Annotated in this window: 21 protein-coding genes and 1 pseudogene; 11 read left to right on the forward strand and 11 right to left on the reverse strand. The window is 71.6% G+C overall.

Translation table 11 applies throughout. The features are described from left to right. Positions 1-7: 7 nt before the first annotated feature. The 5 genes from ACZ7CH_RS11060 to ACZ7CH_RS11080 are packed head-to-tail and all read right to left on the reverse strand — an operon-like array spanning position 8 to position 4741. On the reverse strand, positions 8-835 hold the full coding sequence (locus ACZ7CH_RS11060) for a MaoC/PaaZ C-terminal domain-containing protein (protein WP_470373723.1): 828 nt from the start codon (positions 833-835) through the stop codon (positions 8-10). A gap of 10 nt (positions 836-845) precedes the next feature. After that, positions 846-1808 (reverse strand): 2Fe-2S iron-sulfur cluster-binding protein, encoded by a 963-nt coding sequence (locus tag ACZ7CH_RS11065; protein WP_470373724.1) that lies wholly within the window; start codon positions 1806-1808, stop codon positions 846-848. Continuing rightward, positions 1801-2037 (reverse strand): hypothetical protein, encoded by a 237-nt coding sequence (locus ACZ7CH_RS11070; protein ID WP_360389115.1) that lies wholly within the window; start codon positions 2035-2037, stop codon positions 1801-1803. Before ACZ7CH_RS11070 ends, ACZ7CH_RS11065 begins: the two co-directional genes overlap by 8 nt. Beyond that, the gene (locus tag ACZ7CH_RS11075) at positions 2034-3164 is read right to left on the reverse strand and encodes a Rieske 2Fe-2S domain-containing protein (RefSeq protein ID WP_458431891.1); all 1131 of its coding nucleotides are present in this window, start codon (positions 3162-3164) and stop codon (positions 2034-2036) included. The genes ACZ7CH_RS11070 and ACZ7CH_RS11075 overlap by 4 nt, the downstream gene beginning before the upstream one ends. Further along, positions 3164-4741, reverse strand: a complete 1578-nt coding sequence (locus ACZ7CH_RS11080) for an FAD-dependent oxidoreductase (RefSeq protein WP_458431892.1) — start codon at positions 4739-4741, stop codon at positions 3164-3166. Before ACZ7CH_RS11080 ends, ACZ7CH_RS11075 begins: the two co-directional genes overlap by 1 nt. Before the next feature lie 113 nt (positions 4742-4854). Here ACZ7CH_RS11080 and ACZ7CH_RS11085 point away from each other — a divergent pair, with 113 nt between their 5' ends. The 8 genes and pseudogenes from ACZ7CH_RS11085 (at position 4855) to hsaB (ending at position 12394) form a co-directional block, all read left to right on the forward strand. Further along, positions 4855-6333, forward strand: a complete 1479-nt coding sequence (locus tag ACZ7CH_RS11085; protein ID WP_470373725.1) for an FAD-binding protein — start codon at positions 4855-4857, stop codon at positions 6331-6333. 2 nt (positions 6334-6335) lie between these two features. Continuing rightward, a complete protein-coding gene (locus ACZ7CH_RS11090) occupies positions 6336-7097 on the forward strand; it encodes a 2-keto-4-pentenoate hydratase (RefSeq protein ID WP_470373838.1) in 762 nt (253 codons plus the stop codon). Positions 7098-7106: 9 nt separating this feature from the next. Beyond that, positions 7107-7985: an acetaldehyde dehydrogenase (acetylating) gene (locus tag ACZ7CH_RS11095; protein ID WP_470373726.1), complete on the forward strand. Its 879-nt coding sequence runs from the start codon at positions 7107-7109 to the stop codon at positions 7983-7985. Next, a complete protein-coding gene (gene dmpG, locus ACZ7CH_RS11100; protein WP_470373727.1) occupies positions 7951-8961 on the forward strand; it encodes a 4-hydroxy-2-oxovalerate aldolase in 1011 nt (336 codons plus the stop codon). Before ACZ7CH_RS11095 ends, dmpG begins: the two co-directional genes overlap by 35 nt. Further along, positions 8958-10124, forward strand: a complete 1167-nt coding sequence (hsaA, locus tag ACZ7CH_RS11105) for a 3-hydroxy-9,10-secoandrosta-1,3,5(10)-triene-9,17-dione monooxygenase oxygenase subunit (protein WP_360389099.1) — start codon at positions 8958-8960, stop codon at positions 10122-10124. Before dmpG ends, hsaA begins: the two co-directional genes overlap by 4 nt. Before the next feature lies 1 nt (position 10125). Further along, positions 10126-10959 (forward strand): annotated as a pseudogene (gene hsaD / locus ACZ7CH_RS11110) (4,5:9,10-diseco-3-hydroxy-5,9,17-trioxoandrosta-1(10),2-diene-4-oate hydrolase); the annotation flags it as partial. Beyond that, positions 10959-11861 carry an iron-dependent extradiol dioxygenase HsaC gene (hsaC, locus tag ACZ7CH_RS11115; protein WP_470373728.1) on the forward strand — a complete coding sequence of 301 codons (903 nt, stop codon included), beginning with the start codon at positions 10959-10961 and terminating at the stop codon, positions 11859-11861. The pseudogene hsaD and the gene hsaC, both read left to right, overlap by 1 nt. After that, positions 11825-12394 carry a 3-hydroxy-9,10-secoandrosta-1,3,5(10)-triene-9,17-dione monooxygenase reductase subunit gene (gene hsaB, locus ACZ7CH_RS11120; RefSeq protein ID WP_470373729.1) on the forward strand — a complete coding sequence of 190 codons (570 nt, stop codon included), beginning with the start codon at positions 11825-11827 and terminating at the stop codon, positions 12392-12394. The genes hsaC and hsaB overlap by 37 nt, the downstream gene beginning before the upstream one ends. Here hsaB and ACZ7CH_RS11125 read toward each other — a convergent pair. Next, positions 12380-13186, reverse strand: coding sequence for a class I SAM-dependent methyltransferase (locus tag ACZ7CH_RS11125; protein ID WP_470373730.1), 807 nt, complete (start codon positions 13184-13186; stop codon positions 12380-12382). The two genes, hsaB and ACZ7CH_RS11125, sit on opposite strands and share 15 nt — an antisense overlap. Before the next feature lie 42 nt (positions 13187-13228). Between ACZ7CH_RS11125 and ACZ7CH_RS11130 the strand changes: the two genes are divergently transcribed. Beyond that, positions 13229-13621, forward strand: coding sequence for a helix-turn-helix domain-containing protein (locus tag ACZ7CH_RS11130; RefSeq protein WP_360389086.1), 393 nt, complete (start codon positions 13229-13231; stop codon positions 13619-13621). On the opposite strand, the gene ACZ7CH_RS11135 is transcribed toward ACZ7CH_RS11130, so the two are convergent. Genes ACZ7CH_RS11135 through ACZ7CH_RS11155 form a run of 5 tightly spaced genes read right to left on the reverse strand, consistent with a single transcriptional unit; the run spans position 13503 to position 18754 of the window. Next, positions 13503-14573, reverse strand: a complete 1071-nt coding sequence (locus tag ACZ7CH_RS11135; RefSeq protein ID WP_470373731.1) for an acyl-CoA dehydrogenase family protein — start codon at positions 14571-14573, stop codon at positions 13503-13505. The two genes, ACZ7CH_RS11130 and ACZ7CH_RS11135, sit on opposite strands and share 119 nt — an antisense overlap. Further along, the gene (locus ACZ7CH_RS11140) at positions 14570-15370 is read right to left on the reverse strand and encodes an acyl-CoA dehydrogenase family protein (protein WP_470373732.1); all 801 of its coding nucleotides are present in this window, start codon (positions 15368-15370) and stop codon (positions 14570-14572) included. Before ACZ7CH_RS11140 ends, ACZ7CH_RS11135 begins: the two co-directional genes overlap by 4 nt. Beyond that, positions 15367-16458, reverse strand: coding sequence for an acyl-CoA dehydrogenase family protein (locus tag ACZ7CH_RS11145; protein ID WP_470373733.1), 1092 nt, complete (start codon positions 16456-16458; stop codon positions 15367-15369). Before ACZ7CH_RS11145 ends, ACZ7CH_RS11140 begins: the two co-directional genes overlap by 4 nt. Beyond that, positions 16458-17288, reverse strand: a complete 831-nt coding sequence (locus ACZ7CH_RS11150; RefSeq protein ID WP_470373734.1) for an enoyl-CoA hydratase — start codon at positions 17286-17288, stop codon at positions 16458-16460. The genes ACZ7CH_RS11145 and ACZ7CH_RS11150 overlap by 1 nt, the downstream gene beginning before the upstream one ends. Then, on the reverse strand, positions 17285-18754 hold the full coding sequence (locus ACZ7CH_RS11155) for a FadD3 family acyl-CoA ligase (RefSeq protein ID WP_470373735.1): 1470 nt from the start codon (positions 18752-18754) through the stop codon (positions 17285-17287). Before ACZ7CH_RS11155 ends, ACZ7CH_RS11150 begins: the two co-directional genes overlap by 4 nt. Positions 18755-18796: 42 nt before the next feature. Here ACZ7CH_RS11155 and ACZ7CH_RS11160 point away from each other — a divergent pair, with 42 nt between their 5' ends. Beyond that, positions 18797-19882 carry an acyl-CoA dehydrogenase family protein gene (locus tag ACZ7CH_RS11160; RefSeq protein ID WP_470373736.1) on the forward strand — a complete coding sequence of 362 codons (1086 nt, stop codon included), beginning with the start codon at positions 18797-18799 and terminating at the stop codon, positions 19880-19882. Next, the gene (locus ACZ7CH_RS11165) at positions 19879-20622 is read left to right on the forward strand and encodes an SDR family oxidoreductase (RefSeq protein ID WP_360389067.1); all 744 of its coding nucleotides are present in this window, start codon (positions 19879-19881) and stop codon (positions 20620-20622) included. Before ACZ7CH_RS11160 ends, ACZ7CH_RS11165 begins: the two co-directional genes overlap by 4 nt. The last annotated feature ends 1 nt before the right edge of the window (position 20623 follow it).

A 20623-nucleotide genomic window follows, 5' to 3' on the forward strand; every position in this document is an offset into this window, starting at 1 on the left:
CCGGGGGTCAACGGCTCAGCAGCACCGCGTCGGCGAGCACGGGACGGTCCGCGGAAGAGGTGGTCAGCACCAGGCGGGAGCCGTCCCGCCACACCGACGTCCGCAGCGTCTCACCGGGGAACACCACGCCCGCGAACCTCGCCCCGAACGACACCACCTGCTCCGGCCCGTCCAAGAACGCGTCGACCACCGCCTTGCACACCACGCCGTAGGTGCACAGGCCGTGCAGGATCGGCCGGTCGAACCCGGCCGCGCGGGCGAACCCGGGATCGGCGTGCAACGGGTTGCGGTCCCCGCACAACCGGTACAGGTGGGCCTGCTGCGGCAACGTCGGCGTCTCGATCACCGCGTCGGGTTCGCGGCCGGGCAGCTCGACCCGGTTCGACGGCCCGCGCTCACCACCGAAACCGCCCTCGCCGCGGGCGAAGATGCTCGACCGGGTCGTGTAGAGCGCCGTTCCGTCCGGTGCCACGGCGGTCGACTCCTGCACGATCACCGCCGCCGTGCCCTTGTCCCACACGTCGGTGATCCGCGTCCGCAGCACCGCCTGGCCCTCGGCGGGGATCGGCCCGTGCGCGGTGATCTCCTGCGTGCCGTGCAAGACGCGCGCCAGGTCGACGTTAACGCCGGGGAACGACACGACCGGCGGCGCGGTCTCGTGGAACCGCGGCGCCACCACCCCGAACGTCGGCAGGACCGCCAGCCCCTCCTCGTAGACGTACCGCAGCTCGGTCGCACCCAGCGCCAGGTGGTAGAGCAGCACGTCCGACGACGTCCAGGAGAACTTCAGCTCGGGCAGTTCCGCCCCCACCGCAACGGCCGGATCGATCGGCATCGCACGCCCTTCACTCGTAGGTGATCGTCACCGCGTCGGTGACCGGAACCGACTGGCACGCCAGGACGATCCCGTCGGCGATGTCGCCGGAGTCGAGCACGTCGTTGCCGAGCATCTTGACCTCACCGGAGACCAACCGGCACGCGCACGCGCCGCACGCACCCTCCCGGCACGAGAACGGCGCGTCCAACCCCTTCTCCAGCAACAGGTCCAGCAGCTTCATCCGGGCCGGCCAGGCGAAGCGGTGGGTCTCCCCGTCCAGCGACACCTCGACCTGCGCGTCCGGCCGGTCGTCCACCACCGGCACGGCCTCGGCGAACGGATCACCCGACAACGACACGAACTTCTCGACGTGCACCACCGGAACGTCGTGCAACGCCGTGCGGGCCGCCTCCATGAACGGTGCCGGCCCGCACACGAACGCCTCGTCGCACGGACGCACAAAGGCCCGCAGCCCGTGCGGCAGCCCCTGCACCGACTCCAGCCAGTGCACCGCCGTCAACCGCTCCGGGAACTCCCGCGACAACCGGTCGAGCTCGCGGGCGAAGATCACCGACTCCGCGTCCCGGTTGGCGTAGAACAGGAACACCGACCCGGTCCCGCCGGACAGCACCGCCCGGATGATCGACATCACCGGCGTGATCCCGCTGCCCGCCGCGAACGCCAGCACCGAGGAGTCCAGCGACCGCGGCGTGAACACCCCGGCCGGCGCCAGCACGTCCAGCTCCATCCCGGTGCGCAGCTCGGAGCACATCCACACCGACCCGCACCCGTCCGGCGTGCGCTTGACCGTGATCTTCAACGGTTCACCGGGTGCGCTCGACAGCGAGTAGCACCGCGCCACCTCACCCGCCCGCACGGTCAGGAACTGCCCCGGCCTGGGCTCGAAAGACGCCCCCGACAGCACGAACGACCGCGCGTCGTGCGTCTCCTCGATGACCGACTCGACGCGCAACCGGTGCACCTCAGCCATCGGCGACCTCCACCGTCCCGTCGCGCACGGCCTTCTCGATGCCGTCGCGCAACCGCAGGCACGTGCGCACCAACGGCGCCCGCGGCCCCAGCTCCGGGCACGCGCTGGTGTCGGCGAGCCACTGCACGCTGGTGTGCCGGGGGCTGTTCTTCTTCACCAGCACCCGGTTCCCGCAGTCGCACGTCACCGGTGCCATGCCGCCGGACAGGAACTCGTCGCGCTCGCTCATGAGCTCGTCGGCTGCCGGCGGGCGAGGTTCTCGGCGACCTCCCTCTCCCACACCTCGACCGCCCTGCTCGTGTCGACCTCGAACTCGAACCGCCGCACCATGTCGTCGGTGACGTCCTCGACGTCCACGTAGAACTGCTCGTACCAGCGCCGCAGCTGGTAGACCGGGCCGTCCTCCTCGCACAGCAGCGGGTTGTCGATCCGCGTCTTGTTCTGCCAGATCTCCACGTCCTGCAGGAACCCCGCGCCGATGCCGCGCGCGAACTTGCGGGCGATCTTGTCCGCGTGCTCGTCCGACACACCCGGCAGCTTCTTCACGATCGCGCCCCACTGCAGCCGGAACGAGTTCGGCGTGATGGGGTAGTGGCAGTTGATCAGCACCGTCTCGATCTCGATGCCCTTGTAGTCGTTCCACAGGTAGTCGATCATGTACGACGGCCCGTAGTACGACGCCTCCGAGCGCACCTCGACGTCACCGGTGTAGTTCGACGCCATCGCCACGTCCGGCCGCCCGCGCGTGGTCAGGTACTGCGAGGCGATGTGGCCCTCCATCACGTTCTTGAAGTACGTGGGGAACGCGAAGTGGATGTAGAAGAAGTGGGCCATGTCGACGACGTTGTCGATGATCTCGCGGCAGTTCGCGTTCTCGATCACGACCGAGTCCCACGTCCAGTTGCTCCACTCACCGCTGAACGCCTGCTCGATCCGCGGGATCGTCACGTGCTCGGGCGGCGGGTTGCCCTGCGGGTCGTTCCACACGAACAGCTGCCTGTTCTCCTCCAGCGTGGTCCACGACCGGGTGCGGGCCCGCAGCGGAACCCGCTTGGCGTAGGGGATCTCGACGCACCGGCCGTTGCCCGCCCAGCGCCAGTCGTGGAACGGGCACGCGATGGTGCTGCCCTTCACCGTGCCCCGGGTGAGGTCACCGCCCATGTGCCGGCAGTACCCGTCGAGCACGTTGAGCGTGCCGTCCTCGCCCTGGAACACCACGAGCTTCGTGCCGAACGCCTCGACGGCGTGCGGCTGCCCGTCGCGGAAGGTGTCGGCCAGGCCCAGGCAGTGCCAGCCGCGCGCGAACCGCGCGGGAGGCGCGCCGGTGTCGATCGAACGCACGGAGTCCTGCGTCATCACATGCCTCCACGGTGGTCTTGGCTGGAGATGTCGAGTCCGGCCAGGTACCCGAAGGTCATCGCCGGTCCGAGGGTGGCGCCCGCGCCCGCGTAGGTGTGGCCCATGACCGACGCGCTCGCGTTGCCCGCCGCGTACAGGCCGTCGATCACCGAACCGTCCTCGCGCAGCACCCGCGCGTGCGCGTCGGTGCGCAGCCCGCCCTTGGTGCCCAGGTCGCCGGGGACGATCCTGGCCGCGTGGAACGGCGGCGTGAGCAGCGGCGCGAGGCACGGGTTCGGGTGGACGCGCGGGTCGCCGTAGTAGCGGTCGTAGGCGCTGTCACCGCAGCCGAAGTCGGGGTCGGTGCCGTTGAAGGTGTTGAACCGCGTGACCGTGTCGGCGAGGCCGGGGAGTCCCGCTTTCGCACCCAGCTCTTCGAGGCTGGGGGCATTGAGCACGACCTCGTCCCACCGCCGGGGCAACGGCCGGCGGGGCGGGAAGCCCGCGAACGGGTAGCGGTTGCGGTAGGTCTGGTCGAACACCAGCCAGGTCGTCCCGGTCATCGCCTTGACCACGTCGATGTAGGGCGCCGCCTCGTTGACGAAGCGCCGGCCGGATCCGTCGACCAGCACACACCCCGGCAGCGCGCGTTCGGCGAGCAGGAAGAACGGCCCGCGCGGCAACGGGACCGCCGGCCCCCACCAGGCGTCGTCCATCAGATCCACGGCCGCGCCCGCGCGCAGCCCGGCCTCGATGCCGTCACCGGTGTTGGCCCGCGCGCCGACCGTCCACTCGGTACCGATGTCCTGGTGCTGCTTGCGCAGCTGCTCGTTGTGCTCGAACCCACCGGAGGCGAGTACGACATGCGGAGCCTGAATCAGCTCGTCGCCCACCCGGATGCCGGCGACCCGGCCGTTCTCGAAGTGCAGGTCGGTCAGCGCGGTGTTGAGCCTGACCTCGACGTCCAACGCCGTCAGGCCCGCACGCAGCCCGGCGGCCAGCGCCTGGCCCATCGCGAGCCTCCGGCCCGGTGTGAACCGCTGCGCGACCAGTTTGGCCGCGGTGAGCACCCCGCGCGGGTGGCGGGCGGCCAGGGTGAGCCACCGGTAGTCGACCTGGGTGATCACGATTCCGGCCGGGGTCGGCACGTACGGCGGTTCGAGGTGCTCCAGCTCGGCGCCGAGGACGTCCGCCCTCATCGGCACCGGCTCGACCGACCGCCCGCGCGGACGGCCGCCGGGTGCCTCCGGGTAGTAGTCGGGATAGCCGCGCACCCAGCGGAACCGCAACGGCGTGTGCGCGCACACGAACCCGAGCATCGCGGGACCGGCGTCGAGGAACGCCTCCCGCAGCTCGGCCGGCACGTCACCGGCGATGTGCGCGAGGTAGGCGGAGGCGTCCTCGGGCGTGTCCCGCACACCGGCCTCGGCGAGTACGGGGTTGTTCGGCACCCAGATGCCGCCGCCGGACCGGGCGGTCGAGCCGCCGAAGCGCGCCGCCTTCTCGACGACCAGGGTGCGCAGTCCCCGGTGGGCCGTGCACAGGGCGGTGGTCATGCCCGCCGCGCCGCTGCCGACGACGATCACGTCGTACATCCGCACCTCCGGAGTCGAGACTAGAACAGGTTATAGTTCTGGAGTGGTTTGGCGCTATGGTGTAGGAGTTCCAGGCGGTTCGGATCACCAAGAACGTGTTCCGGGAGGGTTGCGTGGAGGTCACCGCTGACGTGGTCGTCGCCGGCTTCGGCGCCGCCGGTGCGTGCGCCGCGCTCGAAGCCGCGGCCTCCGGTGCGTCCGTGGTGGTGCTGGACCGGTTCGCCGGCGGTGGCGCGACGGCGTTGTCCGGCGGGGTCGTCTACGCCGGTGGTGGCACGCGCCAGCAGGTCGAGGCCGGGGTCGCCGACACGCCCGAGTCGATGCACGCCTACCTCAGGCACGAGGTCCGCGACGCGGTGTCGGACGAGACACTGCGCCGGTTCTGCCGGAACAGCGCGAAGATGCTGGCCTGGCTGGAGGACCAGGGCGTGCCGTTCGGCGCGCGGCTGTGCCCGTTCAAGACCTCCTACCCGACCGACGACTACCACCTCTACTTCTCCGGTAGCGAGACCGCCTGGCCCGACCCGGTGCCGCGCGGGCACCGGACCAGGGCGAAGGGCACGTCCGGGAGCGTCTTCTTCGCCCGGCTCGCCGAGGCCACCCGGCGCGCGGGGGTGCGGGTGATGACCCAGACGCGGGCCGTGGAGCTCGTCGTGGCCGACCGGGTGACCGGCGTGCGGTGCCGGACGCTGACCGGCCTGCCCCGAGCGCTGCACCGGGCGTTGTCGAGGGCCGCGGCCAAGCCGTGGCTCTACCTCCCACCGCTCGGGCGCGCACTGCACCGGGTCGCGGCGGCCGTGGAACGCCGGTTCGGCCGTGAGCTGACGGTGCACGCCCGGCGCGGTGTCGTCATCGCCGCCGGCGGGTTCATCGCGAACCGGGCGATGCTGCGCGACCACGCACCGGCCCACCGCGGCGGTCTCGCCCTGGGCACCCCCGGTGACGACGGCAGCGGCATCCGCCTCGGCACCGCCGCCGGTGGCACGACCGACCGGCTGGACAAGATCTCGGTGTGGCGGTTCGTCACGCCGCCCAGCGCGTTGCAACGCGGCATCCTCGTCGACATCGACGGTCAGCCGTTCGGCGACGCCACCCGCTACGGCGCGGCGATCGGCGACGAGATCATCCGGCGCGGCGGCAAGGCGTGGCTGCTCGTCGACGATGACACGCTGAGCGTCGCCAAGGCCCAGGTCGGCACGCAGACCGCGCGCTTCCAGCGCTTCCAGGCCCGCTACCTGCTCTTCCGCGGCCTCGTCACCGCGCCGACGATCGAGGCCGCCGCCGAGAAGGCGGGCATCAGGGCACCGCAGGTCGAACCGTTCGGGCGGCCACCGTACTCGCTGATCGACGTCTCGGTGCGGTTCGACTCCTTCCGGCGCGGCTTCGGTTACCCCTGCCCGATGCTCACCCTCGGCGGCTTGGTCGTCGACGAGCAGACCGGTGCGGTGCGGGGGGTGCGCGGCCTGTACGCGGCGGGCCGATCCGCGGTCGGGGTGTGCTCGGAGTCGTACGTCAGCGGCCTCGCGCTCGCCGACTGCGTCTTCTCCGGCCGGCGCGCCGGCCACCACGTGGCGAAGGAGGACCGGTGCTGACGATGGAGAAGAGGGCGGCGGCCGCGCAGCTGCTGCGCACCGCCGAACGCGAGCGCGTGCCGATCACACCGCTGGTGGAGCTGTACCCGGACATCGACGTGGTCGACGCCTACGAGATCCAGCTGCTCAACGTGCGGCACCGCAACCGCGACGTCATCGGCCACAAGGTCGGCCTGTCGTCGCCGGCGATGCAGCAGATGATGGGCGTGGACGAACCCGACTACGGGCACCTGCTCGACGACATGCAGCTGCACGGCACCGCGGACGCCTCGGCGTACCTGTACCCGCGGGTCGAGGTGGAGATCGCGTTCCTGCTCGGCCACGACCTGCCCGGCGAGGGCTGCACGGTCGCGGACGTGCTCGCCGCCACCGAGTTCGTGGCACCCGCGATCGAGCTGATCGACAGCCGCATCGCCGACTGGCGGATCACGCTCCCCGACACCATCGCCGACAACGCCTCCTCCGCGGCGTTCGTCCTGGGCGGCGAACGCGTGCGGCCGTCCGATGTGGACATCCGCGGCGTCGAGGCGACCCTGGCGCGCAACGGGGAGCCGGTTGCCCAAGGCCGTGGTGACGCGGTGCTGGGTGATCCGGCGATCGCGGTGGCGTGGCTCGCGCAGAAAGTGGCCACGTTCGGCGTGCGGCTGCTGGCCGGCGACATCGTGCTGCCCGGCTCGTGCACGCGGGCGTTCGACGCGAAACCGGGAGACGAGTTCCGCGCCGAGTTCGCCGGACTCGGTTCTGCCGACCTGAAGTTCGAGTGAGGTGAACGGGTGAAGGCGGCCATCGTCGGGTCCGGCAACATCGGCACCGACCTGCTCTACAAGCTCCTGCGCTCACCGGCGCTGGAACCCCGCTGGATGGTGGGCGTCGACCCGTCCAGCGAGGGCCTGCGGCGAGCGCGCGAGGCGGGTCTGGAGGCCACGGCCGAGGGCGTGGACTGGTTGCTGCGCCAGGACGAGCTGCCCGACGTCGTGTTCGAGGCGACCTCGGCCGCGGTGCACCGGGCCAACGCCCCGCGCTACGCCGAGGCCGGCATCCGGGCCGTCGACCTGACCCCCGCCGCGGTCGGCCCGCACGTGGTGCCGCCGGTCAACCTGCGCGAACACCTCGGCGCACCGAACGTCAACCTGATCACCTGCGGCGGCCAGGCCACGATCCCGGTGGTGCACGCCGTGTCGCGGGTCGTGCCGGTCGAGTACGCGGAGATCGTCGCCAGCGTCGCGTCGGTGTCGGCCGGACCGGGCACACGCGCGAACATCGACGAGTTCACCCGCACCACCAGCCGCGGCATCGAGACGATCGGCGGCGCCGGCCGCGGCAAGGCGATCATCGTGCTCAACCCGGCCGACCCGCCGATGATCATGCGCGACACCGTCTTCTGCGCGATCCCCGAGGACGCCGATCCGGACCCGATCACCGACTCGATCACCCGGATGGAGACCGACCTCCGCGCGTACGTCCCGGGGTTCCGGCTGCTGCGCGAGCCGCAGTACGACCCCGGCCGCGTCGCGATCTTCGTCGAGGTCGCGGGAGCGGGCGACTTCCTGCCGCCCTACGCCGGGAACCTCGACGTCATGACGGCCGCCGCGACCAAGGTGGGGGAGGAGATCGCCGATGCAGTTGCGGCTGACCGACACGTCTCTGCGTGACGGCTCGCACCACAAGCGCCACCGGTTCACCGTCGACGACGTGCGCTCGATCGTCGGCGCGCTCGACGACGCCGGGGTGCCGGTCATCGAGGTCACCCACGGCGACGGGCTGGGCGGGTCGTCGTTCACCTACGGCTTCAGCCGCACACCGGAGCAGGAGCTGATCAAGACCGCGGTGGCCACGGCCCGGCAGGCCAGGATCGCCGTGCTGATGCTGCCGGGCGTCGGCGTCAAGGACGACATCCTGGTGTCGCAGGACAACGGCGCGTCGATCGTGCGGATCGCCACCCACTGCACCGAGGCCGACGTCTCCGTGCAGCACTTCCAGCTCGCCCGCGAACGCGGGCTGGAGACCGTCGGGTTCCTGATGATGGCGCACTCGCGGCCACCGGAGGCGTTGGCACGTCAAGCGAGGATCATGGCCGACGCCGGGTGCCAGTGCGTCTACGTGGTGGACTCGGCCGGCGCGCTGGTGCTGGAACAGGTGTCCGACCGGGTGGCCGCGCTGGTGGCGGAGCTGGGGGACGACGCGCAGGTCGGGTTCCACGGGCACGAGAACCTCGGGCTGAGCGTCGCGAACTCGGTCGCCGCGGCACGGGCGGGCGCGAAGCAGATCGACGGCAGCGTGCGCGGGTTCGGCGCGGGAGCGGGCAACACGCCGCTGGAGGCGTTCGTCGGCGTCTGCGACAAGCTCGGGTTCACCACCGGCGTCGACTTCTTCAAGATCGTCGACGCGGCCGAGGACGTCGTGCGGCCGGTGATGCCCGAGGAGTGCCTGCTCGACCGGATGGCGCTGATGATGGGCTACGCGGGCGTCTACTCCAGCTTCCTCAAGCACGCCTACACCCAGGCGCAGCGCTACGGCGTGTCCGGCGCGGAGCTGCTCGTGCGCGCCGGTCGGCGCAAGCTCGTGGGTGGCCAGGAGGACCAGCTGATCGACATCGCACTGGAGCTGAGCAGGGAGGAGGTCCGATGAGCGAGGAGATCCTCGGCAAGGTGCGGGAGCTGCTGCCCGCGCTGCGCGAGCGCGCGGCGGAGGCCGAACAGCTGCGCAGGGTGCCGCCGGAGTCGGTGAAGGCGTTGCAGGAGACCGGGTTCTTCCGGATGCTGCAACCCGTGCGCTGCGGCGGGTTCGAGACGCACCCGGTCGCGTTCTACACCGCGGTCAAGATGATCGCGAGCGCCTGCGGGTCCACGGGCTGGGTCTCGTCCGTGCTGGGCGTGCACCCTTGGCACGTCGGGCTGTTCGACGTGAAGGCGCAGGACGAGGTGTTCGGCGAGGACCAGGACACCCGCATCTCCTCCTCCTACGCACCGACCGGCAGGGCGACCGCCGTGGAGGGCGGGTTCCGGTTCAGCGGCAGGTGGAGCTTCTCCTCGGGCTGCGACCACGCCACGTGGGTGCTGCTCGGCGGACTGGTGATGAACGACGAGGGAAAGCCCGTCGACTTCCGCACGTTCCTGCTGCCGATCGCCGACTACACGATCAACGACGTGTGGGACACGGTCGGCCTGCGCGGCACGGGCAGCAACGACATCGTGGTGTCCGACGTGTTCGTGCCCGAGCACCGCACGCTGAGCATGGCGCACACCGCGCGGTGCCAGTGCCCCGGCCAGGAGGTCAACCCCGGACCGTTGTTCCGCATGCCGTACGGGACGATCCACCCGTACGCGATCACCGCGCCGATGATCGGCATGGCGGCCGGCGCGTACGAGCTGCACGTCAACGCCACGCGCGAGCGCGTCCGTGCCGCCTACCTGGGCGAGAAGGCCGTCGACGACCCGTTCGCGCAGGTCCGGATCGCCACGGCGGCCAACGACATCGACACCGCGTGGTGGCAGCTCGAGAAGGACGTCGACGACGAGTGGGAGCACGCCGTCGCCGGCACGAGGATTCCGGTCGAGCTGCGCCTGCGGGCGCGCAGGGACCAGGTGCTGGGCAGCGCGCGGGCCCTCTCCGCGATCGACCGGCTCTTCGAGAGCGCGGGCGGCAAGGCGATCAACGCGAACCTGCCGTTGCCCCGGTTCTGGCGTGACGCCCACGCCGCACGGGTGCACGCGGCCAACGACCCGGAGCGCTCGCTGGTGATGTTCGGCAAGAACGAGCTCGGCATCCCAGTCCGCGACGGCCTGTTCTGACCGCAACGGGAAGCTGCAGAGGAGAGACATGGTTCGGTTGCACTACCACGAGGCCGGCGCCGACCACGCCGAGACGCTGGTGCTGCTGCACGGCGGCGGGCCGGGTGCGTCGGCGCTGAGCAACTTCGGCCGCACCATCCCGGTGCTCGCCAAGTCGTTCCGGGTGCTGGCGGTGGACCAGCCGGGGTTCGGCGAGTCGGAGAAGCCGACCGAGCACGGCCAGTACTTCACCCACGCCGCCGAGGCGCTGCGCGGGCTGCTCGACGACCTCGGGGTGGAGAAGGCACACCTCCTCGGCAACTCACTCGGCGGCGGCACGGCCGTGCGGTTCGCACTGGACCACCCGCAACGCGCCGGACGGCTGGTCCTGATGGGACCGGGTGGCCTGTCGCTCAACGTCTTCGCACCCGACCCGACCGAGGGCGTGCGCAAGCTCAGCGCGTTCGCCAAGGACCCGACGCGGGAGCGGATCGAGGAGTTCCTGCGGATCATGGTGTTCGACCAGTCGCTGATCACCGACGAGCTGATCGACGAACGGTTCGCCGCCGCGTCCCGGCCGGAGTCGCTGAAAGCCATGGTCGCGATGGGGAAGTCGTTCTCCGGACCGGACTTCGAGCAGGGCATGCTCTGGCGCGAGGCCCACAGGCTGCGCCAACGGGTGCTGCTCGTGTGGGGCCGCGAGGACCGGGTCAACCCGCTCGACGGCGCCCTTGTCGCGTTGAAGCTGATCCCACGCGCACAGCTGCACGTGTTCGGCGGCTGCGGGCACTGGGCGCAGCTGGAGAAGTTCGACGAGTTCAACCGGCTCGCGGCAGACTTCCTCCTGGAGACGTGATGGGCATCCGATCGCTGGGCTACCTGCGGATCGAGGCCACCGACATCGGCCGGTGGCGCGAGTTCGGGCTGAAGGTGCTCGGGCTCGTGGAGGGCAAGGGCTCGACCGAGGGCGCGCTGTACTTCCGGATGGACGACTTCCCGGCCCGGCTGGTGATCGTGCCCGGTGCGGCCGACCGGTTGCTCGCCTCCGGCTGGGAGGTCGCGACCGAGGCCGAGCTGGACGAGGTCGCGAAACGCCTGGCGTCCGCGGGCGTCGCGGTCGTCGAGGGCACGGCCGAGGAGCTCGCCGAACGCCGGGTCACCGGGATGGTCAAGTTCGAGGACCCGTCCGGCAACACGCTGGAGGTGTTCCACGGCGCCGCCCTGGAGCACCGGCGGGTGGTGTCCCCGTACGGGCACCGGTTCGTCACCGAGGACCAGGGCCTCGGTCACGTCGTGCTGTCCACCTCGGACGACGAGGCCGCGCTGCACTTCTACCGCGACGTGCTCGGGTTCCGGCTGCGCGACTCGATGCGGCTGCCCCCGCAGTTCGTCGGCAGGCCCGCCGACGGGCCACCGGCGTGGCTGCGGTTCTTCGGCTGCAACCCGCGCCACCACAGCCTCGCGTTCCTGCCGATGCCCACCCCGTCCGGGATCGTGCACCTGATGATCGAGGTGGAGAACACCGACGACGTGGGCCTGACGCTGGACCGGGCGTTGCGGCGCAAGGTGCCGATGTCGGCGACGCTCGGCCGGCACGTCAACGACCTGATGCTGTCGTTCTACCTGAAGACACCCGGCGGGTTCGACGTCGAGTTCGGCTGCGAGGGACGGCAGGTGTCCGATGAGGACTGGATCGCGCGAGAGAGCACGGCGGTGAGCCTGTGGGGTCACGACTTCAGCGTGGGGCACCGGGGATAGCGCACTTCCGGTCGGTCCTGGGGCACTTCTGCACCGGCGTGACCGTGGTGACGGGCATGTCCGCGACCGGCCCGGTGGGGTTCGCCTGCCAGTCGTTCGCGGCGTTGTCACTGGACCCGCCGCTCGTGCTGTTCTGCCCGCAGCGCACGTCGGGCAGCTGGGCGGCGATGTCCCCGGCCGGGGCGTTCTGCGTGAACGTGCTCGCCGAGGACCAGCGGGAGCTGTCGGCGGTGTTCGGCCGGGCAGGGGCGGACAAGTTCGCCGGCGTCCCGTGGTCCCCGTCGGGCACCGGTGCTCCGGTGCTCGGCGGGGCGCTCACGTGGGTCGACTGCCGGGTCACGACCGTGCACGAGGCCGGTGACCACTACGTCGTGATCGGCGAGGTCGTCGAGCTCGGACCGCAACGCGACGCACGACCGCTGCTGTTCTACCGCGGCCGGTACGCCGCGCAGGCCGACCTCGACCCGCGCGGCCGGTCCGGCGAGGTGCTCGACACCCTCCTGACCTGGCAGCGCCAGTCAGAGTGGAGCTGACGCCGTGACCCGCCAGGTCGCCGTCGGGAAGCTGACCTCGCCGTCGTGCACGAACTCGTCGAACGCGCCGCGCACCCGGTCGAGAACCCGGTCGCGGTCCTGCTCGGGTGCCTCCCGCAGGGCGCGGCTGACCGGGCCCATGTTCGTCAGGTACGGCAGCAGCACCTCCTCGGGCAGCCGGGTGGTGCGGTCGATCGGCGTGACCTCGACGTCCGCCCAGCCGTCGAGGACCTCGCGGACCCGCGCCGGATCGGCGAGCGAGAACGGCCCCGGCCCGTCCAGGTCACGCGCGGGCATGCCGGGCAGGATCTCCCTCGCCACGCGGTCGCCGGTGAGCATGAACGGGTTCTCCTCCTGCGCCCGCCACGTGATGAAGCACAGCTCACCACCCGGCTCGACGGCCGTGCGCAGGTTCGTGAACGCCGCGCCGGGGTCGGCGAAGAACATCACGCCGAACCGCGACACGACCAGGTCGAACCGCTGCTCGAACACGTGCGTCTGCGCGTCGGCCAGCAGGAACTCCGCCTGCCCGTGCTCCCGCGCCGCCGCGACCATCGACTCGGCGATGTCGACCCCGACGCACTCCGCACCGGTGGCCGCGGCGATCGCCCGCGTCACCCCGCCGGTGCCGCACCCGACGTCGAGCACCCTCCTGCGCGGCCGCTCCGCCGCCTTCTCGACCAGCAGTTCCTCGAACGGCCGCATGAGTTGGCCCACGGTGTCCTGCACCCGCGCCCAGCCCTGCCCCGACGTGTTCCACAGCGCCGCCTGCTCGGCGTTGACCTCTGCCATGCTCCTACCGTCCTACTTCAAGCCGACTTGAGGTCAAGTGTCGTGGACGAGATCGCCATCGGCGAGGTGGTGCGCCGCTCCGGCGTGCCCGCCTCCACCCTGCGCTACTACGAGGAGCGCGGCCTGATCGCCTCGACCGGCCGTCGCGGCCTGACCCGCGTGTTCCCGGCGTCGGTGCTCGGGCAGCTCGCGCTGATCGCCGTGTGCCGCAACGTCGGGTTCTCGCTCGACGAGATCGCCCGGATGCTGGCCCGCGACGTGTCGAACCTCGACCGGGCGATGCTGTCGGGCAAGGCCGACGAGCTGGACGCGATGATCACCCGGATGACGGTGATGCGCGACCGGCTCCGCCACGCCGCCGCCTGCCCCGCTCCCAGCCACGCGGAGTGCCCCGCGTTCCAGCGGATGCTGCGCGAAGCCGGCCCAGGCGCGTGAGGTGCTGCTGCGGGCTGCCGAACAGCTGAGCGCTGCCGTGCGCCCGCTTGAAGTACAGGTGCGCGTCGTGCTCCCAGGTGATCGCGATACCGCCGTGCAGCTGGATCATCTCGGCGGCGACCTTCTGGAACGCCTCCGAGCAGTAGACCTTCGCGACCGCGGCCGAGACCTCGTCGGACGCCGCCTCCGCCGCCGACCGGGCGGTCTCGACGAGGACGTGCAGGTCGGCCATCCGGTGCTTGAGCGCCTGGAACGAGCCGATCGGCTTGCCGAACTGGACGCGGGTCCTGGTGTGCTCGACGGTGAGCTCCAGCGCCCGTTGCGCCGCACCGACCTGCTCCGCGGCCAACGCCGCGTACGCGACGTCCTGCACACGCGGGTCCCACGGCCCGAGCCGCGCGCCTTCGGCATCGGCGAGGTGGACGGCCGCGAGCCGCCGGGTCGGGTCCATCGCCGGGGTGTGCCGCCGGGTCACGCGCGGCTGGCAGGGATCGACCTCGTAGAGCGAAGTGCCGTTGACGACCAGCAGCACCTCGGCGAGGTCACCGTCCACGACGTGGTTCGCCGTCCCGGTCAGGTCGCGGATCTCCGCTTCCCACGGCCACACGAGCGCCGCGACCGCCCCGCCGGCGATGCGCGGCAGCAACCGGGCGCACGCCTTGGCGTTGCCGGTGGCCAGCAGTGCCTGGCTCGCCAGCGTCGAGGACAGCAGCGGCGCCGGGGTCAGCGTGCGCCCGAGCTCCGCCAGCACCACGTGCGTCTCGGCGAGCCCCGCCCCGGCCCCGCCGTAGTCCTCGGGCACGGCGAGCCCCGCGACGCCGACCTCCCCGCACAGCTTCGCCCACAACGCCGTGTCGTACCCGGCCGGTTCCTCGATCGCCGACCGCACATCGGAGTGCTTGGCCAGCAACGCGCGCACGGAGTCCCGCAACGCGACCTGTTCCGGTGTCACAACGCCTCCAGCACGCGGTTCCGGTGGAACGACAGGCTGCCCCACGCGGTGCGCAGGGCCCGGGTCCGCATCAGGAACCGGCTCAGCTCGTACTCGGCGGTGTAGCCGATCGCGCCGTGCACCTGCAACGCGGTCCGTGCCGCCCGCCAGGCCGCCTCGGAGGTGGCGACCTTGGCGGCCGACACGTCCCGCGGGGCCATCGTGACCGCCGCGCCGAACACCAGCGGCCGGGCCAGCTCCAGTCCGATGAGGACGTCCGCGAGGTGGTGCTTGACCGCCTGGAACGACCCGATCGGCCTGCCGAACTGGACGCGGGTCTTGGCGTGCGCGGTCGTGAGCTCGAGCATCGCACGGCCCAGGCCCAGCAGCTGGGCCGAGCACGCCAGGACGCCGAGGTCGAACGCACGAGCGGCGGGGACGTCGGTGGCGACCACCGGGCCGCCCGTCACCTCGACGAGCGTCCGCGCCGGGTCGACGGACGCATGGGTGGTCACGGGCGTGGCCTCGCGCAGGGTGGTGCCCTCGACCAGGTGGTACCGGTCCGCCTCGACGGCGTGCGGCACGTGCGGCGGGAACGCCACCGAACCACCGATCCCGAGCGCCGGTCCCACCGCGTACGTCTCCACCACCGGCCCGTCCACCGCGTGGTGGCCCAGCTCCTCGAACACCACCACCAGGTCCACCGGGTCCGAGACGTCCCCGACCCCCACCGCCGCGAGGTCCCGCCGCCCCTGCGCCAGGAACCCGTGCAGCACCGCCCCGAAGTCGGCCTGCTCGGCCGAGAGCGCGAACCTCATCGCGGCAGCCCCAAGATCCGCTCGGCGACCACGTTGCGCTGGACCTCGTTGGTGCCCGCGTAGATCGGGCCCGACAACGAGAACACCCACCCGTCCCGCCAGTCCGGCGCCACCTCGCCGAGCAGGTCCAGCGCCGTCTCGTGGATCGCGACGTCCAACTCCGACCAGAACACCTTCGTCACGCTCACCTGCGGCCCCGACGGCGGGGCCTCCACCGCGCCGAACGTGTGCAGCCGGTACGCCTGCGCCCCGATCCACGCGTCCACCACCCGGTCGCGCACCGCCGGGTCCGGCCGTTCCCGGTACAGCTGGACCAACCGCGCCGCCGCCGCGACGAACCGCCCCGGACTGCGCAACGTCAGCCCGCGTTCGCTGCTCGCCGTGCTCATCGCGACCCGCCACCCGTCGCCGGGCTCGCCGATCACGTCCTCGTCGGGCACGAACACGTCGTCCAGGAAGACCTCCGCGAACCCCGGCTCACCGCCGAGCTGCCGGATCGGCCGCACGGTGACCCCGGGCGCGCGCAACGAGAACATCAGGTACGTCAGCCCGCGATGACGGCCCTCGGGACCGGTGCGGAACAGGCCGAACGCCCGGTCCGCGAACGCCGCCCGCGAGCTCCACGTCTTCTGCCCGCGCACCGACCAGCCGCCGTCACAACGCACCGCCGTGCTGCGCAACGACGCCAGGTCGCTGCCGGACTCCGGTTCCGACCACGCCTGCGCCCACACCTCGTCCGCGCGGGCCATCGCGGGCAGCAGCCGCTCGCGCTGCTCGTCGGTGCCGAACGCGAACAGCGTCGGCGCCAGCAGGAAGATCCCGTTCTGCGACACCCGGCCCGGCGCGCCCGCGGCGTGGTACTCCTCCTCGAACACCAGCCACTGCAGCAGTGACGCGTCCCGGCCGCCGAACTCCGCCGGCCACGACACCACCGACAACCGCTCGGCGGCCAGCTCCCGTTCCCACGCCCGGTGCTCCTCGAACCCGGCCGCGGTGTCCATGGAGGACAACGGCCGGACGTGCGAGCGCAACCACGACCGCACCTCGTCGCGGAACTCGGTCGTCGCGTGGTCCAGGTCGAGGTCCATCAGCTCGACGCCTCCTTCATCGACCGCGCGTCCATCCCCGCCAGGGCGTCCGCGCCGACCTCGGCGTTGTGGGCGTGCGCGAAGTGGTGCAGCCCGAACACCGAGTCCATGCCGGCGCGCATCCCCATCAGGTCCTCCGACTGGTTCACCGCCCGTTTCGCGAGCGCCAGGCCGAACTGCGGCATCGCCGAGATCCGCCCGGCCAACGCGAAAGCCGCTTCTTCCAGCTCCGCGCGCGGCACGACCCGTGACACCATGCCCCACTCGTAGGCGCGTGCGGCGGAGAAGCGGTCACCCGTGAACAGCACCTCCTTGGCCGCCCGCGGCCCCAGCACCCACGGGTGCGCGAAGTACTCGACGCCGGGAATCCCCATCCGCACCACCGGGTCGGCGAAGAACGCGTCCTCGGCCGCCACGACCAGGTCGCACACCCACGCCAGCATCAGCCCGCCCGCGACGCACGCCCCCTGCACCATCGCGATCATCGGCTTCGGGATCTCCCGCCACCGCCGGCACATGCCCAGGTAGACCTCCATCTCCCGCGCGTACCTGAGGTCACCGCCGGGACGGCCGACGTGGTCCCACCACATCACCGCGCGTCGCTCGAACGACCGGTCCACGTCCCGGCCGGGCGAGCCGATGTCGTGGCCCGCGGAGAAGTGGTCACCGGCACCGGCCAGCACGATGACCTTGACCTCGGCGTCGTCCACCGCGCGCGTGAAGGCCTCGTCCAACGCGTAGGTCATCGCCGAGTTCTGCGCGTTGCGGTACTCCGGCCGGTTCATGGTCACGACGGCGACCGCGCCCCGCCGCTCGTACGAGACAGTCACGCGTTCTCCTTGCGCAGTAGGCTCTTCAGGACCTTGCCGCCGGCGTTGCGGGGGAGTGCGGGCACGAACTCGACCGCACGCGGCACCTTGTAGTTCGCGAGCAGCGACCGGCAGTGCTCGACCACCGCCGGCTCGGTGAGCGACCGGCCGGGTGCGGTCACCACGAACGCCTTCCCGACCTCGCCGAGCCGCCCGTCGGGCATGCCCACGACCGCCGACTCGGCCACCCCCGGCAACCGGGCCAGCGCCTGCTCGACCTCGGCCGGGTAGACGTTGAACCCGCCGCAGATGTACATGTCCTTCAGCCGGTCCGTGATCGACAGGTACCCGCGCGAGTCGACGCGCCCCACGTCGCCGGTGTGCAGCCAGCCGCCGGCGTCGACCGCCAGCGCCGTCGCCTCCTCGTCGTCCAGGTACCCGAGCATCACGTTCGGCCCGCGCAGCAGCACCTCGTCCCGCTCGCCCAGCCGCAGTTCGAACCCGGCCACCGGCGCCCCGCACGTGGTCGCCACGGTCTGCGGCGAGTCGTCCGGCCGGCACATCGTCGCCACCACGGCCTCGGTCAGCCCGTAGGCCGTCAGCACGGTCTCGAACAGCTCCCGCATCCGTTCGACCAGCACCACGGGTACCACCGCGGCCCCGGTCACGGCGAGCCGCAGCGACGACAGGTCGAACGACGACCGCTCGGGGTGGTCGAGCACCGACTGGAAGATCGTCGGAGCCCCCGGCAGCACGGTGATCCGCTCCCGTTCGACCAGCCGCATCGTCTCGACGACGTCGAACACCGGCTGCGGCACGATCGTCGCACCCGTCAGCAGGCAGGCGAGGATTCCGGCCTTGTACCCGAAGGTGTGGAAGAAGGGGTTGACGACCAGGTACCGGTCACCCGCCGACAACGCCCCGCAGTCCGCCCACGCCTGCGCCACCCCGAGCGACTGCCGGTGCGCGCTCATCGCGCCCTTGCTGCGCCCGGTCGTGCCCGAGGTGAACATGATGTCGCAGACCTGGTCGGGCTCGATCGCAGGCAGCTCCACCGCAGCGCCCGGCCACTCGAACGGCAGCCGCACCACCACCTCCGGCAGCGGCGACCCCGTCAACTCGGCCAGCCGGTCCCGCCCCAGGAACGACCCCTCGACGACGAACGCGCGCACCTTGCCGCGCACCAGCACGTCCAGCGTCTCGGCAGCGGTGAACCGGGTGTTGATCGGCACCAGCGCCGCGCCCGCGCACAACGCCCCCAGCGCCGCCACGACCCAGCGGTGGCTGTTCGGCGCGCACAACGCCACCCGGTCGCCCGGCCGCACACCCATCCCCGCGAGCGAGCGCGCTGCGACGTCAACCGCCGAACGAAGCTCGGTGAAGGTGAGCCGGACTTCCCCGTCCACCAACGCTTCCGCTTCACCGTGCAGTGCCGCCGCCCGGTCGAGCACCGCTGAAACCGTGTGCCTGCTTGGATCGATCGCCATCGCGCCTCCAAAGCAAGTGCTTGGTAGGTTAGAGTATGGCGCATGGAGCACTTCCGGCGCGAGGTGCGGGAATGGTTGTCCGCCAACCTCGTCGGCGAGTTCGCCGAACTGCGCGGCCTGGGCGGGCCGGGTCGTGAGCACGAGGCGTTCGAGCAGCGGTTGAGGTGGGACCGGCACCTGGCGGCCCACGGGTGGACGGCGCTCAGCTGGCCCGGCGAGCGCACGATCGACGAACAGGTCGTGTTCCACGAGGAGTACGCGAGGGCGAACGCGCCGGCGCGGGTGAACGTCGTCGGCGAGGGCCTGCTGGGTCCGACGCTGTGCGCGTTCGGCACACCGGAGCAGCAGCGGCGGTTCCTGCCGAAGATCCGCGCGGTGGAGGAGCTGTGGTGCCAGGGCTACTCCGAACCCGGCGCCGGCTCCGACCTCGCGTCGGTCAGCACGCGGGCCGAGCTCGTGAACGGCCGGTGGGTGGTCACCGGCCAGAAGGTCTGGACCTCGCTCGCGCACGTCGCCGACTGGTGCTTCGTGCTCGCGCGGACCGAACCGGGCTCGCGACGCCACCACGGCCTGTCGTACCTGCTCGTGCCGATGGACCAGCCCGGCGTAGAGGTCCGCCCGATCCGCCAGCTCACCGGCACCTCGGAGTTCAACGAGGTGTTCTTCAACGGCGCCGTGACCGCCGGGGAGAACGTCGTCGGTGAACCCGGTGAGGGCTGGAAGATCGCGATGGCGACCCTCGGGTTCGAACGCGGTGTCGCCATGCTCGGCCACCAGGTCGCGTTCCGGCGCGAGCTGGACGAGCTGATCGCGCAGGCACCCGGTGAGCCGGTGCTGCAGGACCGGCTCACCAGGGCGTGGGTCGACCTGCACGTCATGCGCTCGCACACGCTGCGGACCCTCGGCGACGAGCCCGGCCCCGAGGCGTCGGTGCTGAAGCTGTTCTGGTCCGGCTGGCACAGGAGGCTCGGAGAGCTCGCCATGGACGTCCTCGGCCCGGCCTCGATGCTCGACGGCAACCCGCACCAGGCGCTGTTCCTGTTCAGCCGCGCGGAGACGATCTACGGCGGCTCCGACGAGGTCCAGCGCGAGGTCATCGCCCACCGCGTGCTGGGACTGCCCCGGTGAAGGGCCACGACCTGCTCGTGGGCAAGGTCGTCGTGGTCACCGCGGCGGCGGGCACGGGCATCGGCTCGGCCACCGCGCGCCGGTGCCTGGAAGAGGGCGCGACCGTCGTGATCAGCGACTGGCACGAGCGCCGGCTCAGGGAAACCCACGAGTCGCTCGGCGCCCACCACGCGGTCCCGTGCGACGTCACGAACGAGGACCAGGTGCGGGCGCTGGTCGACCAGACCGTCGAGCGGTTCGGCCGGATCGACGTCATGGTCAACAACGCCGGCCTCGGCGGCGAGAGGTCGGTCGTGGACATGACCGACGACGAGTGGTCGCGCGTGCTGGACGTGACGCTGAACGGCACCTTCCGCTGCACGAGGGCGGCGTTGCGCCGAATGGTCGCCCAACGAAGCGGTGTCGTCGTCAACAACGCGAGTGTGATCGGCTGGCGGGCGCAGAGGGGTCAAGCCCATTACGCCGCAGCGAAAGCGGGTGTGATGGCGTTGACGCGGTGCGCCGCGATGGACGTCGCCGAGCACGGCATCCGGGTGAACGCGGTCGCTCCGAGCTTGGCCGCGCACCCGTTCCTGAGCAAGGTCACCAGTGAGGAGTTGCTGACGGAGCTCGCGTCCAGGGAGGCGTTCGGGCGCGCCGCCGAGCCGTGGGAGGTCGCGAATGTGATCGTGTTCCTCGCGAGCGACTACTCGGCCTACCTGACGGGCGAGGTCGTCTCGGTGAGCAGTCAGCACCCGTGAG

It is taken from the genome of Lentzea sp. NPDC037011, from assembly GCF_055607425.1.

Coding starts and splice junctions, on each gene's coding strand:
- hsaC (WP_470373728.1), top strand. CDS start 10,959: ATGGGCATCCGATCGCTGGGCTACCTGCGGATCGAGGCCACCGACATC.
- ACZ7CH_RS11155 (WP_470373735.1), bottom strand. CDS start 18,754: ATGGCGATCGATCCAAGCAGGCACACGGTTTCAGCGGTGCTCGACCGG.
- hsaA (WP_360389099.1), top strand. CDS start 8,958: ATGAGCGAGGAGATCCTCGGCAAGGTGCGGGAGCTGCTGCCCGCGCTG.
- ACZ7CH_RS11060 (WP_470373723.1), bottom strand. CDS start 835: ATGCCGATCGATCCGGCCGTTGCGGTGGGGGCGGAACTGCCCGAGCTG.
- ACZ7CH_RS11090 (WP_470373838.1), top strand. CDS start 6,336: ATGGAGAAGAGGGCGGCGGCCGCGCAGCTGCTGCGCACCGCCGAACGC.
- ACZ7CH_RS11065 (WP_470373724.1), bottom strand. CDS start 1,808: ATGGCTGAGGTGCACCGGTTGCGCGTCGAGTCGGTCATCGAGGAGACG.
- ACZ7CH_RS11075 (WP_458431891.1), bottom strand. CDS start 3,164: ATGACGCAGGACTCCGTGCGTTCGATCGACACCGGCGCGCCTCCCGCG.
- ACZ7CH_RS11160 (WP_470373736.1), top strand. CDS start 18,797: ATGGAGCACTTCCGGCGCGAGGTGCGGGAATGGTTGTCCGCCAACCTC.
- ACZ7CH_RS11070 (WP_360389115.1), bottom strand. CDS start 2,037: ATGAGCGAGCGCGACGAGTTCCTGTCCGGCGGCATGGCACCGGTGACG.
- ACZ7CH_RS11145 (WP_470373733.1), bottom strand. CDS start 16,458: ATGGACCTCGACCTGGACCACGCGACGACCGAGTTCCGCGACGAGGTG.
- ACZ7CH_RS11125 (WP_470373730.1), bottom strand. CDS start 13,186: ATGGCAGAGGTCAACGCCGAGCAGGCGGCGCTGTGGAACACGTCGGGG.
- ACZ7CH_RS11140 (WP_470373732.1), bottom strand. CDS start 15,370: ATGAGGTTCGCGCTCTCGGCCGAGCAGGCCGACTTCGGGGCGGTGCTG.
- dmpG (WP_470373727.1), top strand. CDS start 7,951: ATGCAGTTGCGGCTGACCGACACGTCTCTGCGTGACGGCTCGCACCAC.
- ACZ7CH_RS11080 (WP_458431892.1), bottom strand. CDS start 4,741: ATGTACGACGTGATCGTCGTCGGCAGCGGCGCGGCGGGCATGACCACC.